Here is a 25809-nt window from a genome sequence, read left to right as displayed (position 1 = left end):
CCATGCGGCTCCATTTTTATTGTGCTGAGTCTATCTACTTAACCGTTGAGCTTATTGAGGTGCACATCCATCTGCGGATAAGGAATACCGATATTTTCTTTATCCAGCTCTTCTTTGACCGCCTGCATCAAATCAAAATAAACGCCCCAGTAATCAGACGTTTTTACCCAAGGACGCACGGCAAAGTTGACCGATGAATCTGCCAGAGCCAATACCCCGATCGTTGGCGCCGGATCTTGCAAAATACGCGTATCCGCATCAATTACACGGGTAAGAACTTCCTTGGTATGTTTCAGATCAGCATCATAAGATACACCGATCACCAAATCGATGCGGCGAGTTGCATGGCGCGAGTAGTTAGTAATCGGGCCACCAATCACAGCAGCATTCGGCACGACCACCATTTTGTTATCCGGTGTATTCAATACCGTCGAGAACACCTGGATCGATTCAACCGAACCCGCTACACCACCAATTTCTACATAATCGCCAGACTTAAACGGACGGAAGGCCACAATCAGCACTCCGGCAGCAAAATTTGATAGCGAGCCTTGCAAAGCCAAGCCGACAGCCAAACCGGCGGCACCAATCACAGCAACCACTGAAGCGGTCTGCACTCCGACACGCCCCAAAGCCGCAATCAGTACAATAACAAACAGTAGGTAACGCACCAGCGAATGAAGGAACTCTACTACTGCATCATCCATATCCTTCTTGCGCAAAACTTTCGCAACACCGTTAGCAATTGCTTTGACAATAAGGTTACCGACAAACAAGATCAGCAAGGCAGAGATAATATTCACACCGTATTGGATCAGCAGATCCTGATTATCTGCTACCCAGTTGCCGGCATTCATCACTCCGGTGGCTAACTCATTCTCCGTAATAGTTTCGACCACAGTTTCCGCAACACTCTCTGTCATACTTTATTTTCTCTCTTTCCATTGTTGTTATGTTTGGCCGGGCGATGATCGCCACCAGCAGCAATTTATACCTGTAAAATAATACCTCTGGCTAATACAGATACCAATTAATTAGCAAACTGATGCTTTCATCCGTGAACTACAGGCAAAAAAAAACCCGCAAAAGCGGGCTTTTTCAAACTGTTTTTCGCTTACGCGGTTAACGAACTAATTACAGTACGTCGATTGCGTTAAGGTCAGCGAATGCTTTCTCAAGGCGAGCAACCATTGAAGCCTGACCAGCACGTAGCCATACGCGAGGATCGTAGAACTTCTTGTTAGGTGCATCAGGACCAGTTGGGTTACCGATCTGGCCTTGTAGGTAGTCGTGGTTCTCAGCTTCGAACTGACGGATACCATCCCAGTTAGCCCACTGAGTATCAGTATCGATGTTCATTTTGATAACACCGTAACCGATAGACTCTTGGATTTCTGCTTCAGTAGAACCAGAACCACCGTGGAATACGAAGTTTAGAGAGTTAGCTTCTAGGCCGAATTTCTCTGAACAGTATGCCTGAGAGTCACGTAGGATAGTTGGAGTCAGAACAACGTTACCAGGCTTGTAAACACCGTGTACGTTACCGAAAGAGGCTGCGATAGTGAAACGTGGGCTAACAGCGTTTAGTTTCTCGTATGCGTAAGCAACGTCTTCAGGAGAAGTGTACAGCTCAGACTGATCCATATCAGTGTTGTCAACGCCGTCTTCTTCACCACCAGTACAACCTAGTTCAATTTCTAGAGTCATGTTCATCTTAGCCATACGCTCTAGGTACTTAGCTGAGATTTCGATGTTTTCTTCTAGAGACTCTTCAGACAGGTCAATCATGTGAGAAGAGAATAGAGGCTTACCAGTTTGAGCGAAGAACTCTTCACCAGCGTCTAGTAGACCGTCAATCCATGGAAGTAGTTTCTTAGCAGCGTGGTCAGTGTGAAGGATCACTGGTACACCGTAAGTTTCAGCAATAGCGTGTACGTATTTTGCACCAGCTACAGCACCTTTGATTTGTGCTTCCTGACCTTCTAGTTTCAGACCTTTACCAGCGAAAAATGCAGCACCGCCGTTAGAGAACTGAACGATTACTGGAGCTTTAACTTTAGCAGCAGCTTCTAGAACACCGTTGATAGAGTCAGTGTTAACAACGTTAACTGCTGGAAGTGCAAATTTGTTTTCTTTTGCAACTTCAAAAACTTTCTGTACGTCGTCGCCAGAAATAACACCAGGTTTTACGAAATCGAAGATCTTAGACATAACAATAGTCCTATTTGCCTTGTTGTCTGTGTGTAATATTAAATCTTTTGCAATCGTTTGCTTTCAGCCAAGTATTCTATAAAAACTTGATCTGTTTAACAAACAATTAATGGACGGGAGCCAAAGCTCCCACCCCGTCAATTACGCTTTTGCACGCTCTTCAAGCATAGCAACGGCAGGAAGAACCTTACCTTCAACGAACTCAAGGAACGCACCGCCACCAGTAGAGATGTAAGAAACGTCAGCTTTGATACCGAACTTGTCGATAGCTGCTAGCGTGTCACCACCACCGGCTACAGAGAAACCTTCAGATTCAGCGATTGCACGAGAGATACCTTCAGTACCCGCTTCGAAGTTCTTGAATTCGAATACGCCTACAGGGCCATTCCATAGGATGGTTTTCGCATCTTTCAGGATTTTCGCCAATTCTGCAGTTGAATCAGGACCCAGGTCGAAGATCATATCGTCGTCCTGAACTTCAGATACGTGCTTGATTTCAGCTTCTGCGTTTTCATCGAAAGCTTTTGCACAAGCTACGTCAGTTGCAACAGGAATTGCACACTCATCCATTAGCTTCTTAGCAGTTCCTACCAGGTCAGCTTCGTATAGAGATTTACCAACATTGTGGCCAGCAGCTGCGATGAATGTGTTCGCAATACCACCACCAACAACTAGCTGGTCTGCAACTTTAGATAGAGATTCCAGAACAGTTAGCTTAGTAGAAACTTTAGAACCACCAACGATAGCAACCATTGGACGAGCAGGCTTGTCCATTGCTTTGCCAAGTGCATCAAGCTCGTTAGCCAGTAGAGGACCAGCACAAGCTACTGGTGCGTTCATGCCAACACCGTGAGTAGAAGCCTGAGCACGGTGAGCCGTACCGAATGCATCCATTACGAAGATGTCACACAGTGCCGCGTACTTCTTAGATAGCTCTTCTTCGTTCTTCTTCTCGCCTTTGTTGAAGCGAACGTTTTCAAGAACAACCAGCTCACCAGCGTTAAGCTCGATACCGTCAAGGTAGTCTTTTGCTAGTTTAACTTCGCAATCCAGTGCGTCGTTTAGGTAGTTAACAACAGGCTGTAGAGAGAACTCTTCCGCGTATTCACCTTCAGTAGGACGACCTAGGTGAGAAGTAACCATCACTTTCGCACCAGCTTCCACGCAGTGTTTGATAGTTGGAAGTGATGCAAGAATACGAGCATCAGAAGTTACTTTACCGTCTTTTACTGGCACGTTTAGGTCCGCACGGATAAATACGCGTTTACCTGCTAGGTCCAGATCAGTCATCTTGATTACAGACATGGTTTGTCCTCTCAACATTGATTAATTTAAAGTCAAAGTTTTTGTCGGCCCGGCGTCACTGCCAAGCCCTATAATTCTTACTCTTGTTCTGCACTGGTTTTGTGCATGGCCAACGCGGTATCTAGCATCCGGTTGGCAAATCCCCATTCATTATCACACCACACCAACATCTTAATCAGGTGCTGGTTACTAACCCTAGTCTGGGTGCCATCTACAATCGCGCTATGGGGATCGTGATTGAAGTCAATTGATACAAGTGGTGCTTCGGTGTAATCAACTATGCCAGTTAATGTACAACGAGACGCCTCCGCCAGTGATTGATTTATGTCATTAACTTTCACATTTGTTTTAACTGTGACACTTAAATCCATCGCTGTGACATTTATTGTCGGAACACGCACAGATATCGCTTCAAATTTGTCAGAAAATTTCGGAAAAATACGACCGATACCAAGATGAAGTTTAGTATCGACTGGAATAATTGACTGGCTGGCTGCGCGGGTACGGCGTAAATCAGTGTGGTAGGCGTCAATGACCTGCTGGTCATTCATTGCCGAGTGAATTGTAGTAATGGTGCCGGATTCAATACCGAAGGTGTCGTCCAAAACCTTAATTACCGGGACAATACAGTTGGTGGTACAAGAGCCGTTGGAAACAATGCGGTGTTCCGGTCTGAGCGTCTCATGGTTCACACCATAAATGATGGTATTGTCGATATCGTTAGCGCCCGGATGAGAAAACAACACCTTGTCAGCACCAGCATTAATATGTGCCTCGCCATCAGCCCTCGAGCCATAGATACCGGTACAGTCGAGCACAATGTCGACGTCGAGATCTTTCCATGGCAACAGGTTAAGGTCGGGTTGATGCAGAATTCGGATGCTGTCTTGGTCACCATTTTCCTGAGCGATAAAAAGGTGCTCCTGGTCATGGCTGACAGGCTTATGGAAACGTCCATGGCTGGTATCGTACTGCAACAGGTGAGCCATTGCTTCAGGCTCAGCCAGTTCATTGACCGCCACGACGTTGATCTGATGATTTTTGCCGCTTTCGTACAGTGCGCGAAGCACACTGCGTCCGATGCGACCGAATCCATTTATTGCGACTTTTAGTGTCATATCCGTGCTACAAATTTACTAAGCCGCGTTAGTGTATACCAAGCAAAGCAGAGAATCACCTTAATTGTGACCCCTATCACCTGATTGTTAAAAATAATTACAAATCAATAAGATGAATAATGAAAACATCACTAACTTCGGCTAAGGTTATGTGGAAAACAAGTGATGTATGTCGCATTTTAAGCAAAAAAAGACCTCTTAATGAGGTCTTTTTTTCATACATCGAAATAAATCGTCATACCAAGTAGGTAAAACGACCAATTAAGCGAGTAGCTCTTTCGCCGTATCGATAACGTTTTCAGTTGTAAAACCGAACATCTTGAACAGCTCACCTGCCGGTGCAGATTCACCGAAAGTTGTCATACCGATAATACGGCCGTCAAAACCAACGTATTTATACCAGAAATCAGCAATACCTGCTTCAATTGCAACACGAGCAGTAACATCCGATGGTAGTACCGCTTCACGGTAAGCCGCATCTTGCTTGTCAAATACATCCGTTGCCGGCATAGAAACAACGCGAACCTTACGGCCTTCAGCGGTTAGCTGTGCGTACGCTTCTGTTGCCAGCTCAACTTCAGAACCAGTCGCGATCAAGATAAGCTCTGGCTTGTCTTCGCAATCTTTCAGGATATAACCACCCTTGGCGATATCAGCAACCTGTGCTTCACTGCGATCCTGCTGTGCCAGATTCTGGCGAGAGAAGATCAGTGACGTTGGGCCGTTTTTACGCTCGATAGCGAATTTCCAAGCTACTGCAGACTCAACCTGATCACATGGACGCCATGTGCTCATGTTAGGAGTCAGACGTAATGAAGAAATTTGCTCTACAGGCTGGTGAGTCGGGCCATCTTCACCCAGACCGATTGAATCGTGAGTGTAAACCTGGATGTTCTGCACTTTCATTAGCGCAGCCATACGCATTGCATTACGTGCGTATTCCATGAACATCAGGAAAGTTGCGCCGTATGGTACGAAACCACCGTGCAGGGCAATACCGTTGATGATCGCTGTCATCCCGAATTCACGAACACCGTAGTGGATGTAGTTACCTGATGCATCGTCAGCTGTCAGTGACTTAGAACCAGACCACATAGTCAGGTTAGATGGCGCAAGGTCAGCAGAACCGCCCATGAACTCTGGTAGTAGCTTGCCGAATGCTTCCAGCGCGTTTTGAGAGGCTTTACGGGAAGCGATGTTTGCTGGGTTAGCCTGAAGCTCTGCAATAATCGCGTTCGTTGCTTCTTCCCAGTTTTCTGGTAGCTCACCAGTGCTGCGGCGTTTGAATTCTGCCGCTAGTTCAGGATATGCCGCTTCATATGCTGCGAACTTTTCACCCCAAACGGCTTCTTTAGTTGCACCTTCTTCTTTCGCATCCCATTCAGCAGCTACGTCTGCCGGGATTTCGAATGGGCCGTGGTTCCATCCCAGGAATTCACGGGCTGCGGCAATTTCTTCAGCACCTAGTGGTGCACCGTGGCAGTCGTGAGAACCTGCTTTGTTTGGAGAACCAAAGCCGATGATTGTTTTACAGCAGATAAGTGTTGGCTTACCCGTTTCAGCTTTCGCCGCTTCGATAGCAGCGTTGATTGCTTCTGAATCGTGACCGTCAACCGCAGGGATAACGTGCCAGCCGTAAGCTTCGAAACGCTTCGCGGTGTCATCTGTGAACCAACCTTCAACTTCACCGTCGATAGAAATGCCATTGTCGTCCCAGAAGGCAACGAGTTTGCCAAGGCCTAAAGTACCAGCAAGAGAGCAAGCCTCATGCGAGATACCTTCCATCATGCAGCCATCACCCATGAATACATAAGTAAAGTGGTCAACAATGTCGTGACCGTCGCGGTTGAACTGGTCAGCCATCGCTTTTTCAGCAATCGCCATACCTACCGCGTTAGTAATACCCTGGCCTAGTGGACCCGTCGTAGTTTCAACGCCAGGTGCATAACCGTATTCTGGGTGGCCTGGTGTTTTAGAATGAAGCTGACGGAAGTTTTTCAGATCACCAATCGACAGATCATAACCAGTCAGATGAAGCAGAGAGTAAATCAGCATTGAACCGTGGCCGTTTGACAAAACAAAACGGTCGCGATCAGCCCACTGCGGGTTTTGTGGGTTGTGGTTCATGTGGCTACGCCATAATACTTCAGCGATGTCAGCCATACCCATAGGGGCACCAGGGTGGCCAGAATTTGCCTGCTGTACACCGTCCATGCTCAGGGCACGGATTGCATTAGCCAGCTCTTTATTTGAAAGATGGTTACGAGAAGACATGTCTGCTCCAAAAATTCGTAGACTTTTTTGTGGTGGTTATCTGCCATATATACATACAACAAATAAACCAGGAATCAGCGGGCGGGTATTGTCGCAAAGTCTGCCCCCGGACCGCAAACGTTTTCGTCAGTAAAATAAGTCCGATATCAATAAGCTAACCACTCGCCAAAAAGCAAAAATTCGCCCTTAGGCCCTCACTAGGTAATCGTTTGCTTTGTGGTTTCTGCCATATCCTTAATATTCGTAATGTTGATTTTATAACAATCGTGAGTATTATAGACGTCTAGACGGAGGTAGCTCCATACATTCAAACGTATATCCGTATACATTATATTTAGGACTTGTCTGTCCTGAAGAGCGCCCCAATATCAACCTACATCAATATAAAAGTGAGAGCACGCATGACAAAGCACCTGTTTACTTCTGAGTCCGTATCAGAAGGTCATCCAGATAAAATTGCAGATCAGATCTCTGATGCTGTATTGGATGCGATCCTGGAACAAGACCCAAAGGCACGTGTTGCATGTGAGACCTACGTAAAAACCGGTATGGTTATGGTCGGTGGTGAAATTACCACTTCTGCTTGGGTTGATATCGAAGAATTAACGCGTAACACCGTGCGCGAAATCGGCTACGTTAACTCTGACATGGGTTTTGACGCTAACTCATGTGCGGTACTGAGTGCGATCGGTAAGCAGTCTCCGGATATCAACCAAGGTGTTGACCGCGAAGATCCTCGCGAAATGGGTGCAGGTGACCAGGGTATCATGTTCGGTTACGCAACCAACGAAACAGACGTGCTAATGCCAGCACCTATCACTTATGCGCACCGCCTGGTTGAGCGCCAAGCTAAAGTACGCAAGAACGGCACCCTGCCTTGGCTACGCCCTGATGCGAAAAGCCAGGTAACTTTTGCCTATGATCAGGGCAAAATCGTTGGTATTGATGCAGTTGTTCTTTCTACCCAACACTGTGACAGCATTGAGCTACCAGTACTGCAAGAAGCAGTAATGGAAGAAATTATCAAGCCTGTTCTGCCGTCTGAGTGGCTGAACAAAGAAACCAAGTTCTTCATCAACCCAACCGGCCGTTTCGTAATCGGTGGCCCAATGGGTGATTGTGGCCTGACCGGTCGTAAAATCATCGTTGATACATACGGTGGTGCAGCTCGTCACGGTGGCGGTGCATTCTCAGGTAAAGATCCATCAAAAGTTGACCGTTCTGCTGCATATGCTGCGCGTTACGTTGCTAAGAACATCGTTGCCGCAGGCATGGCCGACCGCTGTGAAATCCAGCTGTCTTACGCTATCGGTGTTGCCGATCCAACATCTATCATGGTTGAGACATTCGGTACCGAGAAAGTAGCACACGACATCATTGTTGAAGCAGTACGCCAGCACTTCGATCTGCGCCCTTACGGCATGCTAGAAATGCTCGACCTTCTTCAGCCTATCTATCAAAAGACGGCAGCATACGGTCACTTCGGTCGTGAAGAGTTCCCTTGGGAAAAAACTGACAAGGCTGAGCTACTACGCGACTTCGCTAAACTAAAATAAGCGATACCGTATATAAGATACGTATATAAATAGTAAAAAAGGAAGCTTCGGCTTCCTTTTTTAGTCTCAGAACAACACGGTGATTGTCTAGGCACTCACTCCTGAATTATTTATACTCTCACCTCCATCAACAGCACCAGATTTCACCTATGTCCCCACTTCAGTCCCAGGTGACCGCCAAGGTCAAACAGTGTATCGAGCATGCCAACCACCGGCTTAATAAACGCTTTTGCATGCCCGCAATCAGTTTCAGGCAAGGGGGAAAAATCGCAGGCAGTGCTCGCCTGCAAGGCTGGGAAGTTCGCTTCAATCCGGTACTGCTGGAAGAAAATCCGCAGGCCTTTCTTGAAGACGTCGTCCCCCACGAGGTAGCCCACCTGATCACCTTCAAGCTCTTTGGCAAGGTTCGTCCCCATGGCAAGGAATGGCAGACCATCATGACCGAAGTTTTTGGCGTGCCGGCCAAGACCACCCACAGCTTTGATGTCTCATCGGTGCAGGGAACCACCTTCCTTTACCACTGCCGCTGCAGCGAACACCAGCTTACAGTCCGGCGCCATAACAAAGTGATGCGTAAACAAGCTGTCTACCATTGCCGGCACTGCCATCAGCCTCTTAAAGCAGCCTGAAACCAACGTCATTTTCCGTTTTCTGTACAAAATACGTAACACCATGTAATTTACAGAATAAAAAAGAGTGAAGTGCTTCTAAAAACAACATTCAGTGATAACCTTATCAGAATAATTTCCAATGATAAGGCAGCACATGCAGCGCACTCTAAAATGGCTCACCATCGGCCTACTTTTTCCGACAGCCGTAATGGCCGACCACCCCACTTCATTCAGCAAAGCAAAGAAAATTGCCGTCAACATCTATCAGGAACACCCGGTCAGCTTCTATTGTGGCTGTGACATTAAATGGCAGGGTAAGAAAGGCATTCCGGATTTGGAAAGCTGTGGCTATAAGGTTCGCAAACAGCAGCGCCGTGCCAGCCGTATCGAATGGGAGCATGTCGTTCCGGCCTGGCAGTTCGGCCACCAGCTTCAGTGCTGGCAGGACGGCGGGCGGAAAAACTGCGGCAAAGACGCCAGATTCCGCCATATGGAAGCGGACCTGCATAACCTGACCCCTGCTATCGGTGAAGTGAACGGTGATCGTTCAAACTTCAACTTCCGCCCGTGGAACGACGACAGCGGGGCCTATTACGGCCAATGCGAAATGAAAGTTAACTTCAAACAGCGCCGTGCCGATCCACCACCAGCTGCGCGAGGAGCCATTGCCCGCACATACCTGTACATGAGCGACAGATATCCTTTTCGCCTTTCACGCCAACAACGCCAACTGATGGAAGCCTGGAATAGGCAGTATCCTGTAAGCAAATGGGAGTGCCGCCGCGATCAAAAAATTGCCGACATCCAGGGCAATCATAACCCTTATGTTGAACAGGCTTGCCTACAACTGAATTACTAAATAGTCACTTACAGCACAGCAACGCTTCCATCAAAGATGGCGTTGCTGTCAATCAGGCAAATAAACATACCCTGACAGCAAGAAATTTCTGTTCCAGCCTTGTAATTATCCCTTCCCGCATCCATCTATTACCTAGCAACCCGCATTATCGACCACCATTGATATGTTGATATAATAATGCGAGATAAAAACTAACCAGGTTATTGAGATAGCCATGAGAATCCCACGAATTTACCACCCTGAAGCACTACCGACTCAGGGCAAGATTATGCTCAGCGATGATGCGGCTAACCATGTCGGCCGTGTGATGCGCATGCAAGACGGCCAAGAACTGGTCCTATTTGACGGTAGCAATGCCGAATTTCCCGCTGTCATTACCAATGCCAGCAAGAAAAGCGTAGAAGTCGAAATTCAGTCTCGCCATGAGCATAACGTCGAGTCACCGCTGGACATCCACCTGGGCCAGGTGATCTCTCGTGGCGAAAAGATGGAATTTACCATCCAGAAATCTGTTGAACTGGGGGTCAATACCATCACGCCGCTGATTTCAGAGCGCTGCGGTGTCAAACTCAATGCTGAACGTTTCGAAAAAAAATTAGCGCAATGGCAAAAAATCGCCATCAGTGCCTGCGAACAGTGCGGCCGCAACACCATCCCGACGATCCGCCCGATCATGAAGCTGGAAGAATGGTGTGCAGAAAAATACGACGGCTTAAAGCTGAACCTGCACCCAAGAGCCACCTATTCAATCAATACCCTCCCAGCTCCAGTTAGTAAGGTTCGCCTGCTTATTGGTCCTGAAGGTGGCTTGTCTGCTGAAGAAATCGGAATGACGGAACAATACAAATTCGATGAAATCCTACTTGGCCCACGCGTGCTGCGCACGGAGACCACCGCGATGACGGCAATCACAGCTCTGCAAGTCCGCTTCGGCGATTTAGGCTAATAAAACCCTAGGAGAGAGAAATGATCAAACTGGGTATCGTGATGGACCCGATTGAGTCTATCAATATCAAAAAAGATTCCAGCTTTGCCATGATGATGGAAGCCCAACGCCGCGGCTGGGAAATCCACTATATGGAAATGAACGACTTGTCACTGGAGCAAGGCAAAGCGGTTGCCCGCACCCGTGTCGTTAGCCTAAAAGAAGACCCGAACGGCTGGTTCGAATTCCATAGCGAGCAGGAAATTGCGCTGGCCGATCTGGACGCAGTCCTGATGCGCAAGGATCCACCATTTGATACCGAATACATCTATGCAACCTATATCCTTGAGCGAGCGGAAAACGAAGGCGCATTGATCGTCAACGAACCACGCAGCCTGCGTGATTGCAATGAAAAACTGTTCACGGCCTGGTTCCCGGAATTAACACCGACAACCCTGGTAACACGCAGCGCCGACAAGATCAGGGCTTTCCACAAAGAACACGGTGACGTAATCCTGAAACCCCTCGACGGTATGGGCGGCTCTTCCGTTTTCCGTGTTATGCATGGCGATCCGAACGTGTCCGTGATCATCGAAACCCTGACCAGTCACGGCAAAAACTACTGCATGGCGCAAACCTTCGTACCAGATATCAGTAACGGCGACAAACGTATCCTGGTGGTAGACGGCGAGCCAATTCCATATTGCCTGGCACGGATCCCGGCCAAAGGCGAAACCCGCGGTAACCTGGCAGCTGGCGGCCGTGGCGAAGCCCGCCCTATCAGCGAAACTGACCGTAAAATCGCTGAAACCGTCGCTCCGGTACTAAAAGAAAAAGGCCTGATCTTTGTCGGCCTTGACGTGATAGGGGACAAACTGACCGAGATTAACGTAACCAGCCCTACCTGTATCCGTGAAATCGAAGCAGCCTTTGATATCTCCATCACCGGCAAGTTGATGGATGCTATCGAGCGCCGCGTAAACGCTTAATCCCTGCACCATCCATCTACGCAGCCCTTCTTTTGTTCAGGGCTGCGTTTTTTTAACTGACTCCGCAAGAGGATGGCGCTTAACTTCGCGTTAATACCATTTCTGAAAAATAGTCGGCATACTGTAAGTAATAGGATACGTTGTAGGTGCACAAAATGAATTTAACCAATCATTTTCTGGTTGCCATGCCCACCATGCAGGATCCGCACTTTAAAGGTAGTGTTGTTTATATCTGCGAACACAATGACGATGGCGCTATGGGCATCGTTATAAACCTGCCTATCGATATATCTGTAGGCAATATGCTTGAACAAATTGAAATCGAACGAGACTTGCCGCTAAAAGATCCGGCAAGCCTTGAACAACCGGTTTTCAATGGTGGTCCGGTATCCGGAGATCGAGGATTCGTCCTTCACCTACACCAAACCAAAGGCCAGTTCAGCTCCAGTATCGATATCACTGAAACGGTATCCGTTACCACCTCCAAAGATATCCTGCCGCTGCTTGGCACCAGCGAGTCACCGGAGAAGTTTCTCGTCGCACTCGGCTACGCAGGCTGGGGTGCCGGTCAATTAGAACAGGAGATGGCTGAAAATACGTGGCTAACCACGAAGGCCGACCCCGATGTTGTCTTTAACACACCGATCTGCGAGCGCAGGGACAAAGCCATTGCCCAGCTAGGTATCAGTTCGGCTCACCTATCCATCGATAAAGGACATGCATGAGTAACTCACGCAGCGTATTAGCATTTGATTACGGCACCAAAAGCATTGGTGTTGCGATTGGCCAAGAGCTGACAGGCACCGCGACACCTCTGGCTGCATTAAAAGCAAAAGACGGGATCCCGTGCTGGGATGCTATCGAAAAAATCCTCAAAGAATGGCAGCCGGATCTTGTCGTCGTTGGCTTACCGCTAGATCTACACGGCGGCGAACTAAAAGCCATTACCCCACGCGCCAAGAAATTTGCCAACCGCCTGCATGGTCGTTTCGGTTATCAGGTTGAGCTTCATGACGAGCGTCTCAGCACAGCCGAGGCCCGGGCCGAACTGTTTGAACGCGGCGGCTACCGTAACCTGAGCAAAGGCAATATAGACTCCCAGTCAGCAGTTGTGATCCTCGAAAGCTGGTTCGAACAACAATACGGATAATAACCACATATTAAGTTCATAGAGGTGGTGTTGTTATTCCAGCAATAACAACAACGCCTCTTCAGCCTCACAACTCGTTCCTGTACAGCTTTTCCTTACATTTCCAGCCTAAAGCTGACACTACTTTCCACGCGCTTAGGATACCTTGTTCAAACCCGCTTTGGATCTAGCTGGATCAGCCCGTACAGCTTTTGGACACATTGAACCCAAAAGCTCCACAAGCTGATCATTAATTTTAAAGCAACAGATTAAAAGCTTTTAAATCAAATATTTAATCCATATTCAACGTAACCCCATCAAGGGTACTGCTGCCTAGCTGATCTTTGTTACCGACCTTGATCATCAAGCGCAAATCATTGGCAGAATCCGCATGGTGCAAAGCATCCTGCTCTGTGATTTTCCCTTCTGTAAACAGATCATACAACGACTGATCAAAAGTCATCATTCCGGATTCTCCCGACTTGGCCATCACATCCTTGATCTCATGTAACTCACCACGACGGATCAAATCAGAGACCCGTGGCGTATTGAGCAGCAGCTCAAAGGCGGCATGTCGACCGACACCGTGCGCATCCGGGATCAACTGCTGAGCCAGAATACATTTCAGGTTCAACGACAGATCAAACAAGAACTGCTCCCGGCGCTCTTTCGGCACCAGATGCAAAATACGCTCAAGGGCCTGGTTGGCATTATTGGCATGCAAAGTGGCCATGCAGAGGTGTCCGGTCTCCGCAAAGTTCATTGCATACTCCATCGTTTCCCGCGTCCGGATCTCCCCAATCAAAATCATGTCAGGAGCCTGGCGCAGCGAATTCTTCAGAGCTACCTCGTAACTTTCAGTGTCCAGCCCCACTTCACGCTGGGTCACGATACATCGGTCATGCTTATGAACAAACTCAATCGGATCTTCGACCGTCAGGATATGACCACTACGGCTGGCATTACGAAACCCCGTCATCGCCGCCATAGATGTTGACTTACCCGAACCGGTCGCACCAACAACCAACACCAGACCACGTTTGGCCAGAGCCATCCTCTGCATATCCATAGGCAAACTCAACGAGAAGATATCCGGAATTTCAGTCTCAATCCGCCGAATCACCATGCCGGGTAACTCTCGCTGCCAGAAAGCACTGACACGAAAACGCCACTCGTCCCGAACCAAAGCAAAGTTGGCCTCGCGGGTAGAGATAAACTCTTGCTTGAGTTCACCATCCATCGTTTCTTCAAACAGACGATCAACCGCCCTGCGATCAAGCGTATCGCCCAGCGGCTGCAGGTTTCCGTCAATCCGAAGCAGGCAAGGTGCATCCACGGTAATATACAGATCCGATGCTTTGCATCGCACCATTTCCTGAAGGATCTGTTGTAAATTCATCTTCGTTCCTTATTACTCTGTTACGGAGTTTTACTTACAGCTGAACATAGGCGCTATCAACAACCCGGCGACCTTCCTCTGCTTCAACCTGTCCCTGTGCGACCAGCATTTTGACACTCTGCTCCATCGTCTGCATTCCCATTGCTGACCCTGTCTGGATCACCGAATACATCTGCGCCACTTTATCTTCCCGGATCAAGTTACGGATTGCAGGAGTCGCCATCATCACTTCATGAGCTGCCACCCGACCACCGCTAATGCACTTTAGCAGGTTCTGCGATACCACCGCACGCAGTGACTCTGACAGCATAGAGCGTACCATCGCCTTATCATTGCCCGGAAAGACATCAATGATCCGATCGACCGTTTTAGCTGCCGAGCTGGTATGCAGAGTCCCCAGCACTAGGTGACCGGTTTCAGCCGCTGTCAGCGCCAAGCTGATGGTTTCCTTATCCCTTAGCTCACCCACAACAATCACGTCCGGATCTTCACGTAACGAAGAGCGCAACGCATTATGGAAACTGTGGGTATCACGGTGCACTTCCCGTTGGTTGATCAGGCAGCGTTTACCTTCATGAACAAACTCCACCGGATCTTCAATGGTCAAAATATGGCGGTTGTAGTTCTCATTAATGTAGTCAACCAGCGCAGCAATAGTGGTCGACTTACCCGAACCAGTTGCGCCGGTCACCAGCACCAGGCCACGCTGACTTTGGGCTATCTGATAGAACACCTCAGGCACATTAAGTGATTCCAGGGTCGGTATATTGATCGGAATAGTCCGGAACACCGCTGCGGCTCCGCGGGACTGCTGGAACGCATTGACACGAAAACGGCCTACCTGTGGCAGCTCAAAGGAAAAGTCGACTTCCATCCTCTCCTCGTACTCCCTACGCTTGGCATCATTCATAATGTCAAAGACCAGCCGATGCACCTCGCCATGCTCCAAAGCCGGCAAACTGAGTTTCCTTACATCACCATCTACCCTGATCATTGGCGGAACACCTGCAGAAAGGTGCAGATCAGAGGCATTATGCTTTACACTAAAGTCCAGTAGTTCAGTGATATCCATAAATTTTCCCCACAGAATCAATTATGAGTAGTATCAAACAAAATATTGAACAGGTCATCTCCCAGATAACCTCAGCGACCGAAAAATGCGGTCGAACAGCCGATTCCGTGCAACTACTGGCGGTCAGCAAAACGAAACCAATTACAGCAATCAAAGAAGCCATTGCTGCGGGGCAGTTCGCATTCGGTGAAAACTATGTCCAGGAAGGGGTCGAAAAGGTCCAGCATTTTGCCGCCAGCAAGCAAGCCACTCAGCTGAGCTGGCACTTCATCGGCCCTATCCAGTCAAACAAAACCCGACAGATCGCCGAGCATTTCGACTGGGTACACTCTATCGACCGTGCCAAGATCGCCCGTCGCCTGAGCGAGCAACGTCCGGCAGAGTTACCACCATTGAATATATTGCTACAGGTCAACACCAGCGCTGAAGCCAGCAAGTCCGGTATCACCTTTAATGAACTGGAAGCACTGGCAGACGAAATTGCCGCAATGCCGAACCTGGTGCTGCGGGGCCTGATGTCAATCCCGCAAAAAGCCGATGATTATGACAGCCAGTACGCCGCATTCAAGGCGTTAGCCGACGCCCAGCATGCCCTGCAAAGCAAACACCCCCAGCTCGATACTTTATCAATGGGGATGAGCGGCGATATGGAAGCAGCCATTGCAGCCGGCAGTACAATCGTCCGCATTGGTACTGCAATTTTCGGTGCCAGGGATTACAGCAACAAACAATAAGGACGCAGACGAGTTTCACGTAACATCGACGGGAATTGCTGCCCGCTCGAAAACTCGGCGCTATCAACACAAGGATTTAACATGGAACAACGTTCAATCGCTTTTATCGGTGCCGGCAATATGGCCCGCTCAATCATCGCCGGACTGGTGTCCAGCGGCTACAGTCCGGATAAAATCACCGCAACAGCTCCTGGCCCTGCACGTCGCGAGCCACTAGCCCGCGACTACGGTATCCACACCAGTGACGACAACCTGCGGGCTGCTGAGCTGGCCGAGGTTATCGTACTGGCCGTCAAACCCCAACTGATGGAAGAAGCTTGCCGCCCGCTACAGGTACTCGATTTTAGTGGCAAACTGGTGATTTCAATCGCAGCCGGTATTTCAGCCCAGCGCCTGAATGAAATGCTGAATACAAAATTAAACTTGGTTCGTGTTATGCCCAATACCCCATCCCTGGTTGGTAAAGGAATGAGTGGTATGTATGCCGCGACAGCCATCACCGAAGCAGACAAAACTTTTTCCGAAAACTTGATGCAAGCTGTCGGCGAGGTTTGCTGGGTAGAGAAAGAAGCAGGAATTAACGGTATTATAGCGGCAGCTGGCAGCGCACCAGCCTACTTCTTCCTGTTTATGGAAGCGATGCAGGAAGAAGCCATCAAGCAAGGTTTTGACCCGCAGACAGCCCGGCAGCTGGTTCAACAGTCAGCCGCTGGGGCGGCGGCAATGGTCATTGCCAACCCGGAAACCGATCTTGCAACCCTGCGCGAGCAAGTGACCTCCAAGGGCGGAACCACCGCAGAAGCGATACGGACATTTAACGAACATCAACTTAGTGATACCGTAGCAAAAGCAATGCGTGCCGCAGTTTCCCGCGCTGAAGAAATGGAAAAATTATTTTAAGGTTTAGTTATGAATTCAATTGGTTTCTTAATCAGTACTCTGTTCGACCTCTACATCATGGTCGTCTTGCTGCGAATCTGGCTCCAATGGGCACGAGCGGATTTCTATAACCCGTTCTCCCAGTTCATTGTTAAGGCAACCCAGCCGGTAGTCGGCCCTCTACGTCGTATCATCCCTTCGATTGGCTCGCTGGATCTGGCGACGCTGCTCTTTGCCTATGTACTGAGTATTACCAAATTTGTCCTGCTGCAACTGGCTCTGACTGGCGGCAACATGGCCTTTAGTATCGATTTCTTATGGGTAGGAGGCCTTTCTCTGCTTAAAGCTGCTGGTGGCCTAATCTTCTGGGTACTACTACTTCGCGCGATCCTGAGCTGGGTCAGCCAGGGACGCAGCCCGGTTGAATACGTTATGCATCAGTTGACCGAACCGATGACCGCCCCAATCCGCCGCTTCATTCCTGCAATGGGTGGACTGGATCTGAGTGTGATCGTTCTGTTTATCGGCCTTCAGTTTGCCAACATCCTGATGGGTGACTTGATCGGCCCAATCTGGTATCAGCTATGAGCCAAAATGCTGTAAGCCAAAGTGGCGACGATTTAGTGATCCGCCTTTATATCCAACCCAAAGCGAGCCGCGATCAGATCGTCGGCCTGCACGGAGATGAACTGAAGATAGCGATTACAGCCCCACCGGTCGACGGCAAAGCCAATGCCCATCTGGGTAAATTTCTGTCCAAACAGTTTCGCGTTGCCAAGGGACAAGTGGTGATCGAAAAAGGTGAGTTAGGCCGCCACAAACAAGTCAGAATCGAAAGCCCACGCGAAATCCCGCAGGTGGTTTCGGAACTGCTTTCAGCCTGAAGCTCAAAAAAACCACTCAGCCCGGCCTTTGGCCGGGCTGATACTATCGACTATCAACTACAAACAACTAACAACCGCCACTAGCTATACTAAAAGGAATTTAATAACCGCCGGGTTATCAGGGGCATATTGGTACCGGTGTGTATCCAGAAGGATAAAATCATGACTCGTATCTTATATTTATTATCGGCATTACTGTTTGCTGCACTCCCCGTTCACGCTGAACAGCTGAAAAATATCGGTAACCTCGAAGTCCACTATTCCAGTTTTCCTTCAACATTTCTGACCCCGGAAATCGCCAGCACTTACCGTATCCAACGTAGCCGCTACTCAGCGATCGTCAACGTTACCGTGCTGGACAAAAGCCAAGAAGGCAACCCTGCAGTCCCTGCCGCCTTGTCCGGACAAGCAAAAAACCTGCTCGGAACTATCAAAAACCTCACCTTTCGCGAAGTCCGTGAAGGAGAAGCCATTTATTACCTGGCCGAGTTGAACCATGCCAATGAAGAGAGTTTCAGTTTCACCATTGATATCACCCGCAACGGCACCAACGGGCAAATTGCTTTCAAGCAAACCTTCTACGTCGATTAACCTATCGCCAGATACTTAGATACTTCAGAAGGGGAGCCTATCTGCTCCCCTTTACATATTCCCCTATAAACATCTCAAGGTAACAGCCTCCCAACAAGGTGGAGACCAGCAGAGATTGGTATTATCATAGCGCACCATTATTATCAGTCCTTGCGGACTCACCGAGGAACAACGATGAGCAAACTAGTACTGGCCACTGGCAATCAGGGCAAAGTAAAAGAGATGGCAAGCCTGCTTGCAGACTTTGGTTTCGATGTTGTGGCACAAAGCGATTACAATGTTTCATCTGTTGCCGAAACCGGCACCACTTTCATTGAAAATGCCATTATCAAAGCTCGTCATGCGGCGAAGGAAACCGGCCTGCCTGCGATTGCTGACGACTCAGGCCTGGAGGTAGACTTCCTCAAAGGTGCGCCAGGTATCTACTCTGCCCGCTTTGCCGGGGAAGATGCCAGTGACCAGCAAAACCTGGAAAAACTACTGAAAGAAATGGAAGGTGTGCCGGCAGAACAGCGCACAGCCCGTTTCCACTGCGTACTGGTGATGATGCGTCATGAAAATGACCCAACCCCGCTGGTTTGCCATGGCACATGGGAAGGCAGTATCCTGACTGAAGCCCACGGCGAAAATGGCTTTGGCTACGATCCTATCTTCTGGGTACCTGAAGAGCAGTGTGCATCTGCCGAGCTTGAGTCTGTGCGCAAAAAACAGCTGTCTCACCGTGGCAAGGCACTGAAACAACTATTTGCCGCCCTGAAGGACGTCTAATGCTAGTTCCACCACCACTAAGCTTGTATGTCCACATCCCCTGGTGTGTACAGAAATGCCCGTACTGCGACTTCAATTCGCATGCGTTGAAGACGGACATTCCCGAACTCGACTATATTGATGCCCTCATTGACGATTTGGAGACTGATCTGGCCGCCTACCAGCTGGAAAACGGCTACCGTCCGCTTCATTCAATCTTTATTGGTGGTGGCACGCCAAGCCTGATCTCGCCGGAAGAAATTGGCCGCCTGCTACAGGCTATCGAAGCGCGGATCCCATTCAGCCCTGATATCGAAATTACCATGGAAGCTAACCCAGGCACGGTGGAAGCCGGACGCTTCAACGCCTACCGCGAGGTCGGGGTTAACCGGATCTCCATCGGGATCCAGAGCTTCCAGGACGAAAAATTAAAACGCCTTGGCCGAATCCATGGCTGCGACGAAGCAATCCGTGCAGCTCAGCTCGCCACCGAAGCTGGCTTAAACAGCTTTAATGTTGATTTAATGCACGGCCTGCCGGATCAATCCATCGAGGATGCCCTGTCAGACCTGCAACAGGCAATCGCACTCAACCCGCCACACCTGTCGTGGTACCAGCTGACTATCGAGCCGAACACCCTGTTTTACTCCAAGCCGCCGACTCTGCCGGACGATGATGACCTATGGGATATCTTCGAGCAGGGCCATAAGTTGCTAACAGAAGCAGGCTACGTGCAATACGAGATCTCTGGCTACAGCAAACCCGGTAAGCAATGCCGCCACAACCTCAACTACTGGCGTTTTGGTGACTACCTGGGAATTGGCTGCGGATCCCACGGAAAAATCAGTTTTGCCGACGGCACAATTACCCGTACAGTCAAGGTGAAACATCCGCGCGGCTACCTGAACCCGGAGAAGCCCTACCTGGATCAGGAAACTCAAGTCGAAAACAGCGAACGGCCATTTGAGTTTTTCATGAACCGTTTCCGCCTGTTGGAATCGTTTCCGAAGAAGGACTTTATCGAACGTACGGGCCTGCCACTTAGTGCAATCGAGTCATCAATTGACTGGGCTATCAACCTAAACTATCTGGAAGACCAAGACGATAAGTGGCAGATCACCGAACACGGCAAACTGTTCCTTAACGATCTGCTGGCTGCGTTTGTGGAAGAAGACGAATAAAAAAACAAATAATAAGAGGCAAGGTTTTAAAATCATGCCTCTTTCACGATTCCTTTCACCACCCTCACATCTAAGCTCACTCCAACGTTACGCTTTGCCAACGCTTAAGTGCAGGGATCAGAGATTGGATCTCATTTTCTTTTGCCTGGCGAGTAGCAACCCTATCGCAAAGCTCATTATCAATCAGCTGAGAGTGAGAAAGAGCATAAGGCAAATCATCAAGCATCAGGCGATGGTAATCTGCTAACACTGCCATCTGCTGATCATTCAGTTTAACCTTGTGAACGCCAAAGAAGAGCTGGCCTGATGATTCGATCTTAAACGGTCGAGATTAAGCGTCCCGTCATCAAGGCTCATGGCATTGTGCCATTTCGGCTGGCACTGAAGCTCCTGAACTGCCTGGCCTCCGGCAGACATCATAAGCCCCAGCAGGGGGAAAATATAACAATTAACACGTAACGACATAGGCATCCCTAAACGATCGGGAACAACCTAAGCCATACAGGCAGTCCCTTTAGAAAATCGAGCGGCCTATCCGCTCAGCCAGTAATTCCAATGCTGCGGTTCCCGCCAGAGAGTTTCCGGATGGATCCAGCTCCGGAGACCAAACCGCAATAGACATCTCGCCCGGAACAATCGCGACAATGCCGCCACCTACACCAGACTTGCCCGGCATACCAACCCGATAGGCAAATTCACCGGCACCGTCATAAAGACCACAGGTCGCAAGCAGGGCATTGATTTGCTTACTCTGAGTCTGGCTGATAATTGTTTTTTTTGCGCCTAAAGGAAGCCCTTTATTTGCCAGGTAGCTAAATGTCCTCGCCAAGTCGACACAGCTCATCTTCAGCGCACAGTAACTGAAATAGTTGGTCAGCACCGGCATAACTTCGTTCTCGAAGTTACCAAAAGAGCGCATCAGGTAGGCAATAGAGGCATTACGGTCACTGTGCTGCATTTCAGATGCAGCCACTAGCTTATCGTAAACAATATGCGGATCACAGGCCAATTCACGAACCAACTCAAGCATCCGGTATTGCGGTGCCGACAAGCGGCTATGCAGCAGATCAGAAACAATCAAAGCTCCGGCATTAATAAACGGATTACGCGGAATACCATTTTCCATTTCAAGCTGGATCATGGAGTTGAAGGCATGCCCTGATGGCTCCTTACCTACCCGCTTCCAGATTTCCTCCGGCTGATATAAGGTCATTGCCAGTGTCAGGCTCAGTACCTTAGAGATAGACTGGATCGAGAACCTCTCCTCGCTGTCTCCCGCCTGAATAACTTCACCATCGTTGTAACATACAGCGATACCGAGCTTATTGGCCGAAACTTCTGCCAATGCCGGGATATAGTCAGCAACTTTACCCTTACCAATCAAGGGCCTGACTTCATCTAAAATCTCGTTAAGCAACGTTTCTGTTGGCTTCATTATTTTTTCTCCAAGGCTAAAAAAGCCAACACGAGGTTGGCTTCTTCTAAATTACATTTGACGCTGTCTGACTGGGGGCTATCAAACAAAGCCCTGCCAGAGGAAAATTATTCAGTTCGTTCGAACTTCATATCCCACACACCGTGACCCAAACGATGTCCACGTGCTTCAAATTTAGTTAGCGGGCGATCTTCCGGACGCGGAATATAATCACCATCAGTTGCCGTATTGCGGTAACCAGGCGCAGCATTCATAACTTCAACCATGTGCTCAGCATAGTTTTCCCAGTCTGTCGCCATGTGGAAAATGCCGCCAATCTTCAGCTTCTTACGTACCATTTCAGCAAATTCAGGCTGAACGATACGGCGTTTGTGGTGACGAGCCTTATGCCATGGGTCAGGGAAGAACAACTGAACCATATCCAGGCTACCGTCCGGGATCATATGGTCAAATACTTCAACCGCATCATGGCACATTACGCGTAGGTTAGTCAGGCTAGCTTCTTCAGCGCCCATCAGACATGCACCTACACCAGGGCTGTGCACTTCAATACCGATGTAGTTCTTCTCTGGTGCATTCTTTGCCATTTCAACAAAAGAAGCACCCATGCCAAAACCAATTTCCAGCACAACTGGAGCTTCGCGGTTATAGACTTCTTTCCAGTCCAGCATCTGCTGAGCGAAATCGATACCCATGGTTGGCCAATTGTTATCTAAAGCCAACTCCTGGCCTTTGGTCAAACGGCCCTCACGACGAACAAAGCTACGAATTTTACGTACCAGTTTGCCGTCTTCGGTAAATTCAGACATTGTAACTTCGCCTGAGGTCTTTGAAACTTCGCTCATCGTATTACCTAAACTAGAAAAGAATAAAAACTAAGCGTCGGCATTATCCAAAGTTACAGCTTAAGTGCAAGTCCGTCGTTTGCGACAGCCGTCAGTTTGTGGTGCAATCAGCACAAAAATTATCATAACGGCACGCTTTTAAAGCTTGTCAGTAAAGTGAGCTAATTTCTGTGACCAATACCTTCTCTGAAGCCATTTTAGCGTGGTACGACAAATTTGGCCGTAAAACGCTACCCTGGCAGCTCAACAAGACACCATACAAAGTGTGGCTCTCCGAGATCATGCTTCAGCAAACCCAGGTAGCCACCGTTATTCCGTATTTCGAGCGCTTTATGGATCGTTTCCCTACAGTCCGGGATCTTGCCGCCGCCGAACAAGATGAAGTTCTGCACCTGTGGACCGGGCTGGGTTACTACGCCCGGGCTCGTAACCTGCACAAGGCTGCACAAATGATTGTCTCTGAATACGGCGGCGAATTCCCAACTGACATAGAACAGGTAATTGCGCTACCGGGGATCGGGCGCTCCACGGCCGGTGCCGTATTATCGCTGTCCCTTAAACAGCATCATCCGATCCTTGATGGCAACGTAAAACGTACTCTTTCGCGCTGCTATGCCATCGAAGGCTGGCCAGGCAAGAAAGCGGTTGAAAATGCCTTGTGGCAAATCGCCGAAACCAATACTCCCGCAGACGGGGTCGAGCGTTACAACCAGGCGATGATGGACATGGGAGCGATGATCTGCACCCGCAGCAAGCCTAAATGCGAACTATGCCCGGTAACCGATATCTGCCAGGCCAAAGCCCAGCAACGCCAACTGGATTTTCCGGGCAAGAAGCCTAAAAAAACCATGCCGGAAAAACAGGCCTGGTTCGCTATTTTCCAGTGCGGCGAAGAAGTCTGGCTGGAGCAGCGACCACCAACTGGGATCTGGGGCGGCCTGTGGTGTTTCCCGCAACATGATCACCAGGATATTGACGCAATTGTCGAACAGCGCCTTGGCAGCTCGACCACACTTATCCGAGCATCGGAACAGCTCAATGCCTTCCGCCATACGTTCAGCCACTATCACCTCGATATTGTACCGGTACTGTTCCGACTCGAAGAGCTACCAAATATGGTGCAGGAGTCAGACAAAGGGCAATGGTATAACCTTAACCAGCCGCCCAAGGTCGGCCTAGCCGCCCCGGTGCAGCAAATACTTGACAGCCTGCACTATGAATTGAAGAGAGATTGACGACACTTGGTCGCTCTTGTCCTTTCCTCGTGAAATCTAGAAGCGGCCGCAGCTCTCTGGTATAACTAGCAGCGTATTGATGACGATTAAAATTGAAGGAGCCACTCAATGAGCCGTACAGTATTTTGTGCTCGTCTGAAAAAAGAAGCAGAAGGTTTGGATTTCCAGCTTTACCCTGGCGAACTGGGCAAGCGTATTTTCGATAATATATCGAAGGAAGCCTGGGCCGAGTGGCAAGGAAAACAAACCATGCTAATCAATGAAAAGAAACTCAACATGATGGATCCGGAGCACCGCAAGCTGCTGGAAACAGAAATGGTGAACTTCTTGTTCGAAGGCCAGGACGTTATCATCGACGGCTATACTCCGCCAAGCGAATAACCCCCTGACTTCACGATTTATTCATCTTCCGGTGTAATAGTCTTTACCCGGAGAGACAGAAACTGACATCATTTGCGAACTACAAGTGATGTCTTTTTTTACTGGGAATTATGAAAAAACGCGCGCTTTTATTGTCACTGCTTCTGCTCAGCGGATGCAGCCGTGAGATTGTCGAAAAATTCTATGATGTCGACTACACCGCGACCAACCGCTTTGCCAAAAACCTTGCTCCGCTGCCGGGGCAGTTTACCAAAGATGCTGCTGCCCTTGACCGCCTGATGAATAGCTTCAACGGCAAGGTTAAACGCTATTGGGGCGACCAGGATTCCCTTGTTGCCAGCAAACGCCAGTACGTCAAATATACCGACGGCTACCTTAGCCGTGCCCATGTTGATTTCGTCCGAGGGGTCGTCATTGTCGAAACAGTGGCCACCACCGAGCCGGAAAAGCACCTTAAAGAAGCCATTACCACGACCCTGCTGACGCCGGACAATCCGGCTGGAGTTGACCTGTATTCCGACTCAGCTATCGAGCTCAACGGCAAACCTTTCCTTTATGGTCAGGTGCTGGATCAGGAAGGCAAACCTGTCGAATGGTCCTGGCGGGCTAATAAGTTTGCCGACTACCTTATCAACAGCAAACTGAAGAAACGAAAGATCCGTTACCAGCAAGCATATTATGTCGAGATCCCGATGGTGGCTGATCACGTCAACAAACGTAGTTACAAATATGCCAACATAGTACGTGATGCCTCGCGCCGATATGGTATTTCAGAAGATCTAATCTACGCAATCATCAAAACAGAGAGCAGCTTCAACCCTTATGCCGTCAGCCATGCCAATGCCTACGGTCTGATGCAGGTGGTACCGAACACCGCAGGCGCAGACGTGTTTAAGCTGGTTAAGAAGAAATCCGGTAAACCGTCACCGCAATACCTGTTTGACCCGGCTAAAAATATCGATACAGGCACCGCGTATTTTTACATATTGCAAAATCGCTACCTTAAAGGCGTTCGCGATCCGCTGTCGCTACAGTACAGTATGATTTCCGCCTATAACGGCGGTACCGGCGGAGTGCTGAAAACGTTCCACAGCAATCGCAAGCGGGCTATGAATGATATTAATCGCCTGAAACCAAACCAGGTTTACTGGGCGCTGACCAACAAGCACCCTAAAGCAGAAGCAAGGCGCTATTTACAGAAAGTCACCAACTTCCAGAAAGAGTTTAATCAGGGAAAAATCTAAAGGAATGACAAAGGAATAGCCGCAAACGCCCGTAACGTTCAAAAAGCAAGCAAGCAGGCATTCCGAAATCATTTTTATTAAAAAAGTAGTTGACGAAAACGCGGAAAACCCGTTTAATAGCGCTCCGTTGCCTCGATAGCTCAGTCGGTAGAGCAGAGGATTGAAAATCCTCGTGTCGGTGGTTCGATTCCGCCTCGAGGCACCA

Annotated in this window: 28 protein-coding genes and 1 tRNA gene; 18 read left to right on the top strand and 11 right to left on the bottom strand. The window is 49.0% G+C overall.

What is annotated here, in order from left to right:
• Positions 1-38 precede the first annotated feature (38 nt).
• The 5 genes from mscS to tkt form a co-directional block, all read right to left on the bottom strand.
• Entirely contained in the window at positions 39-923 is an 885-nt protein-coding gene (gene mscS, locus Q0852_RS18505; protein ID WP_299020525.1) for a small-conductance mechanosensitive channel MscS, read from the bottom strand.
• Between the two features lie 211 nt (positions 924-1134).
• Positions 1135-2211, bottom strand: coding sequence for a class II fructose-bisphosphate aldolase (gene fbaA, locus Q0852_RS18500; RefSeq protein ID WP_299020522.1), 1077 nt, complete (start codon positions 2209-2211; stop codon positions 1135-1137).
• Positions 2212-2352: 141 nt separating this feature from the next.
• Complete coding sequence (locus Q0852_RS18495; protein WP_299020520.1) at positions 2353-3516, bottom strand: phosphoglycerate kinase; 1164 nt, start codon at positions 3514-3516, stop codon at positions 2353-2355.
• Positions 3517-3593: 77 nt separating this feature from the next.
• Entirely contained in the window at positions 3594-4634 is a 1041-nt protein-coding gene (gene epd, locus Q0852_RS18490; RefSeq protein WP_299020517.1) for an erythrose-4-phosphate dehydrogenase, read from the bottom strand.
• Positions 4635-4895: 261 nt separating this feature from the next.
• A complete protein-coding gene (gene tkt, locus Q0852_RS18485; protein WP_299020515.1) occupies positions 4896-6908 on the bottom strand; it encodes a transketolase in 2013 nt (670 codons plus the stop codon).
• A gap of 401 nt (positions 6909-7309) precedes the next feature.
• Between tkt and metK the strand changes: the two genes are divergently transcribed.
• The 7 genes from metK to ruvX all read left to right on the top strand — a co-directional run bounded on the left by metK (position 7310) and on the right by ruvX (position 12998).
• Entirely contained in the window at positions 7310-8464 is a 1155-nt protein-coding gene (metK, locus tag Q0852_RS18480; protein WP_299020513.1) for a methionine adenosyltransferase, read from the top strand.
• 149 nt (positions 8465-8613) lie between these two features.
• A complete protein-coding gene (locus tag Q0852_RS18475) occupies positions 8614-9093 on the top strand; it encodes a SprT family zinc-dependent metalloprotease (RefSeq protein ID WP_299020629.1) in 480 nt (159 codons plus the stop codon).
• Between the two features lie 136 nt (positions 9094-9229).
• The gene (gene endA, locus Q0852_RS18470) at positions 9230-9934 is read left to right on the top strand and encodes a deoxyribonuclease I (RefSeq protein ID WP_299020511.1); all 705 of its coding nucleotides are present in this window, start codon (positions 9230-9232) and stop codon (positions 9932-9934) included.
• Positions 9935-10148: 214 nt separating this feature from the next.
• Positions 10149-10880 (top strand): 16S rRNA (uracil(1498)-N(3))-methyltransferase, encoded by a 732-nt coding sequence (gene rsmE, locus Q0852_RS18465; protein WP_299020508.1) that lies wholly within the window; start codon positions 10149-10151, stop codon positions 10878-10880.
• Positions 10881-10900: 20 nt separating this feature from the next.
• Positions 10901-11848, top strand: a complete 948-nt coding sequence (gene gshB, locus Q0852_RS18460) for a glutathione synthase (RefSeq protein ID WP_299020505.1) — start codon at positions 10901-10903, stop codon at positions 11846-11848.
• A gap of 155 nt (positions 11849-12003) precedes the next feature.
• The gene (locus Q0852_RS18455) at positions 12004-12573 is read left to right on the top strand and encodes a YqgE/AlgH family protein (RefSeq protein WP_299020502.1); all 570 of its coding nucleotides are present in this window, start codon (positions 12004-12006) and stop codon (positions 12571-12573) included.
• Positions 12570-12998, top strand: coding sequence for a Holliday junction resolvase RuvX (ruvX, locus tag Q0852_RS18450; RefSeq protein WP_299020499.1), 429 nt, complete (start codon positions 12570-12572; stop codon positions 12996-12998). The genes Q0852_RS18455 and ruvX overlap by 4 nt, the downstream gene beginning before the upstream one ends.
• Before the next feature lie 271 nt (positions 12999-13269).
• Here the strand turns inward: ruvX and Q0852_RS18445 are convergent, their stop codons facing one another.
• Both Q0852_RS18445 and Q0852_RS18440 read right to left on the bottom strand, forming a co-directional pair.
• Complete coding sequence (locus tag Q0852_RS18445; RefSeq protein WP_299020495.1) at positions 13270-14376, bottom strand: PilT/PilU family type 4a pilus ATPase; 1107 nt, start codon at positions 14374-14376, stop codon at positions 13270-13272.
• A gap of 34 nt (positions 14377-14410) precedes the next feature.
• Entirely contained in the window at positions 14411-15448 is a 1038-nt protein-coding gene (locus Q0852_RS18440; protein ID WP_299020492.1) for a type IV pilus twitching motility protein PilT, read from the bottom strand.
• 23 nt (positions 15449-15471) lie between these two features.
• Between Q0852_RS18440 and Q0852_RS18435 the strand changes: the two genes are divergently transcribed.
• The 7 genes from Q0852_RS18435 (at position 15472) to hemW (ending at position 20464) form a co-directional block, all read left to right on the top strand.
• The gene (locus tag Q0852_RS18435; protein WP_299020489.1) at positions 15472-16182 is read left to right on the top strand and encodes a YggS family pyridoxal phosphate-dependent enzyme; all 711 of its coding nucleotides are present in this window, start codon (positions 15472-15474) and stop codon (positions 16180-16182) included.
• An 81-nt stretch (positions 16183-16263) separates the two neighbouring features.
• Positions 16264-17082 (top strand): pyrroline-5-carboxylate reductase, encoded by an 819-nt coding sequence (proC, locus tag Q0852_RS18430; protein ID WP_299020488.1) that lies wholly within the window; start codon positions 16264-16266, stop codon positions 17080-17082.
• A gap of 9 nt (positions 17083-17091) precedes the next feature.
• Complete coding sequence (locus Q0852_RS18425; protein ID WP_299020485.1) at positions 17092-17649, top strand: YggT family protein; 558 nt, start codon at positions 17092-17094, stop codon at positions 17647-17649.
• On the top strand, positions 17646-17945 hold the full coding sequence (yggU, locus tag Q0852_RS18420) for a DUF167 family protein YggU (RefSeq protein WP_299020482.1): 300 nt from the start codon (positions 17646-17648) through the stop codon (positions 17943-17945). The genes Q0852_RS18425 and yggU overlap by 4 nt, the downstream gene beginning before the upstream one ends.
• Positions 17946-18107: 162 nt before the next feature.
• The gene (locus Q0852_RS18415; RefSeq protein WP_299020480.1) at positions 18108-18536 is read left to right on the top strand and encodes a DUF4426 domain-containing protein; all 429 of its coding nucleotides are present in this window, start codon (positions 18108-18110) and stop codon (positions 18534-18536) included.
• A gap of 174 nt (positions 18537-18710) precedes the next feature.
• On the top strand, positions 18711-19304 hold the full coding sequence (locus Q0852_RS18410; RefSeq protein ID WP_299020478.1) for an XTP/dITP diphosphatase: 594 nt from the start codon (positions 18711-18713) through the stop codon (positions 19302-19304).
• Positions 19304-20464 carry a radical SAM family heme chaperone HemW gene (gene hemW, locus Q0852_RS18405; RefSeq protein WP_299020476.1) on the top strand — a complete coding sequence of 387 codons (1161 nt, stop codon included), beginning with the start codon at positions 19304-19306 and terminating at the stop codon, positions 20462-20464. Before Q0852_RS18410 ends, hemW begins: the two co-directional genes overlap by 1 nt.
• A 76-nt stretch (positions 20465-20540) precedes the next feature.
• On the opposite strand, the gene Q0852_RS18400 is transcribed toward hemW, so the two are convergent.
• From Q0852_RS18400 to trmB, 4 genes are all read right to left on the bottom strand, one after another.
• Positions 20541-20720 (bottom strand): hypothetical protein, encoded by a 180-nt coding sequence (locus Q0852_RS18400; protein WP_299020473.1) that lies wholly within the window; start codon positions 20718-20720, stop codon positions 20541-20543.
• 11 nt (positions 20721-20731) lie between these two features.
• Positions 20732-20929, bottom strand: coding sequence for a hypothetical protein (locus Q0852_RS18395; RefSeq protein WP_299020471.1), 198 nt, complete (start codon positions 20927-20929; stop codon positions 20732-20734).
• Positions 20930-20978: 49 nt separating this feature from the next.
• Positions 20979-21899, bottom strand: a complete 921-nt coding sequence (gene glsB, locus Q0852_RS18390; protein WP_299020468.1) for a glutaminase B — start codon at positions 21897-21899, stop codon at positions 20979-20981.
• Positions 21900-22006: 107 nt separating this feature from the next.
• Positions 22007-22744 (bottom strand): tRNA (guanosine(46)-N7)-methyltransferase TrmB, encoded by a 738-nt coding sequence (gene trmB, locus Q0852_RS18385; RefSeq protein ID WP_299020466.1) that lies wholly within the window; start codon positions 22742-22744, stop codon positions 22007-22009.
• Between the two features lie 170 nt (positions 22745-22914).
• On the opposite strand from trmB, the gene mutY reads away from it, so the two are divergent.
• The 4 genes from mutY (at position 22915) to Q0852_RS18365 (ending at position 25809) form a co-directional block, all read left to right on the top strand.
• Positions 22915-23979 (top strand): A/G-specific adenine glycosylase, encoded by a 1065-nt coding sequence (gene mutY, locus Q0852_RS18380; protein ID WP_299020463.1) that lies wholly within the window; start codon positions 22915-22917, stop codon positions 23977-23979.
• Positions 23980-24087: 108 nt separating this feature from the next.
• Entirely contained in the window at positions 24088-24360 is a 273-nt protein-coding gene (locus Q0852_RS18375; RefSeq protein ID WP_075763156.1) for an oxidative damage protection protein, read from the top strand.
• Positions 24361-24470: 110 nt separating this feature from the next.
• Positions 24471-25604: a membrane-bound lytic murein transglycosylase MltC gene (mltC, locus tag Q0852_RS18370; RefSeq protein WP_299020456.1), complete on the top strand. Its 1134-nt coding sequence runs from the start codon at positions 24471-24473 to the stop codon at positions 25602-25604.
• A 129-nt stretch (positions 25605-25733) separates the two neighbouring features.
• A tRNA-Phe gene (locus tag Q0852_RS18365) sits at positions 25734-25809 on the top strand.

Origin of the sequence: uncultured Photobacterium sp. (assembly GCF_947502415.1) — a bacterium.
Classification (GTDB): Bacteria; Pseudomonadota; Gammaproteobacteria; order Enterobacterales; family Vibrionaceae; genus Photobacterium.
This window is presented reverse-complemented; position numbering and strand designations above follow the sequence as displayed.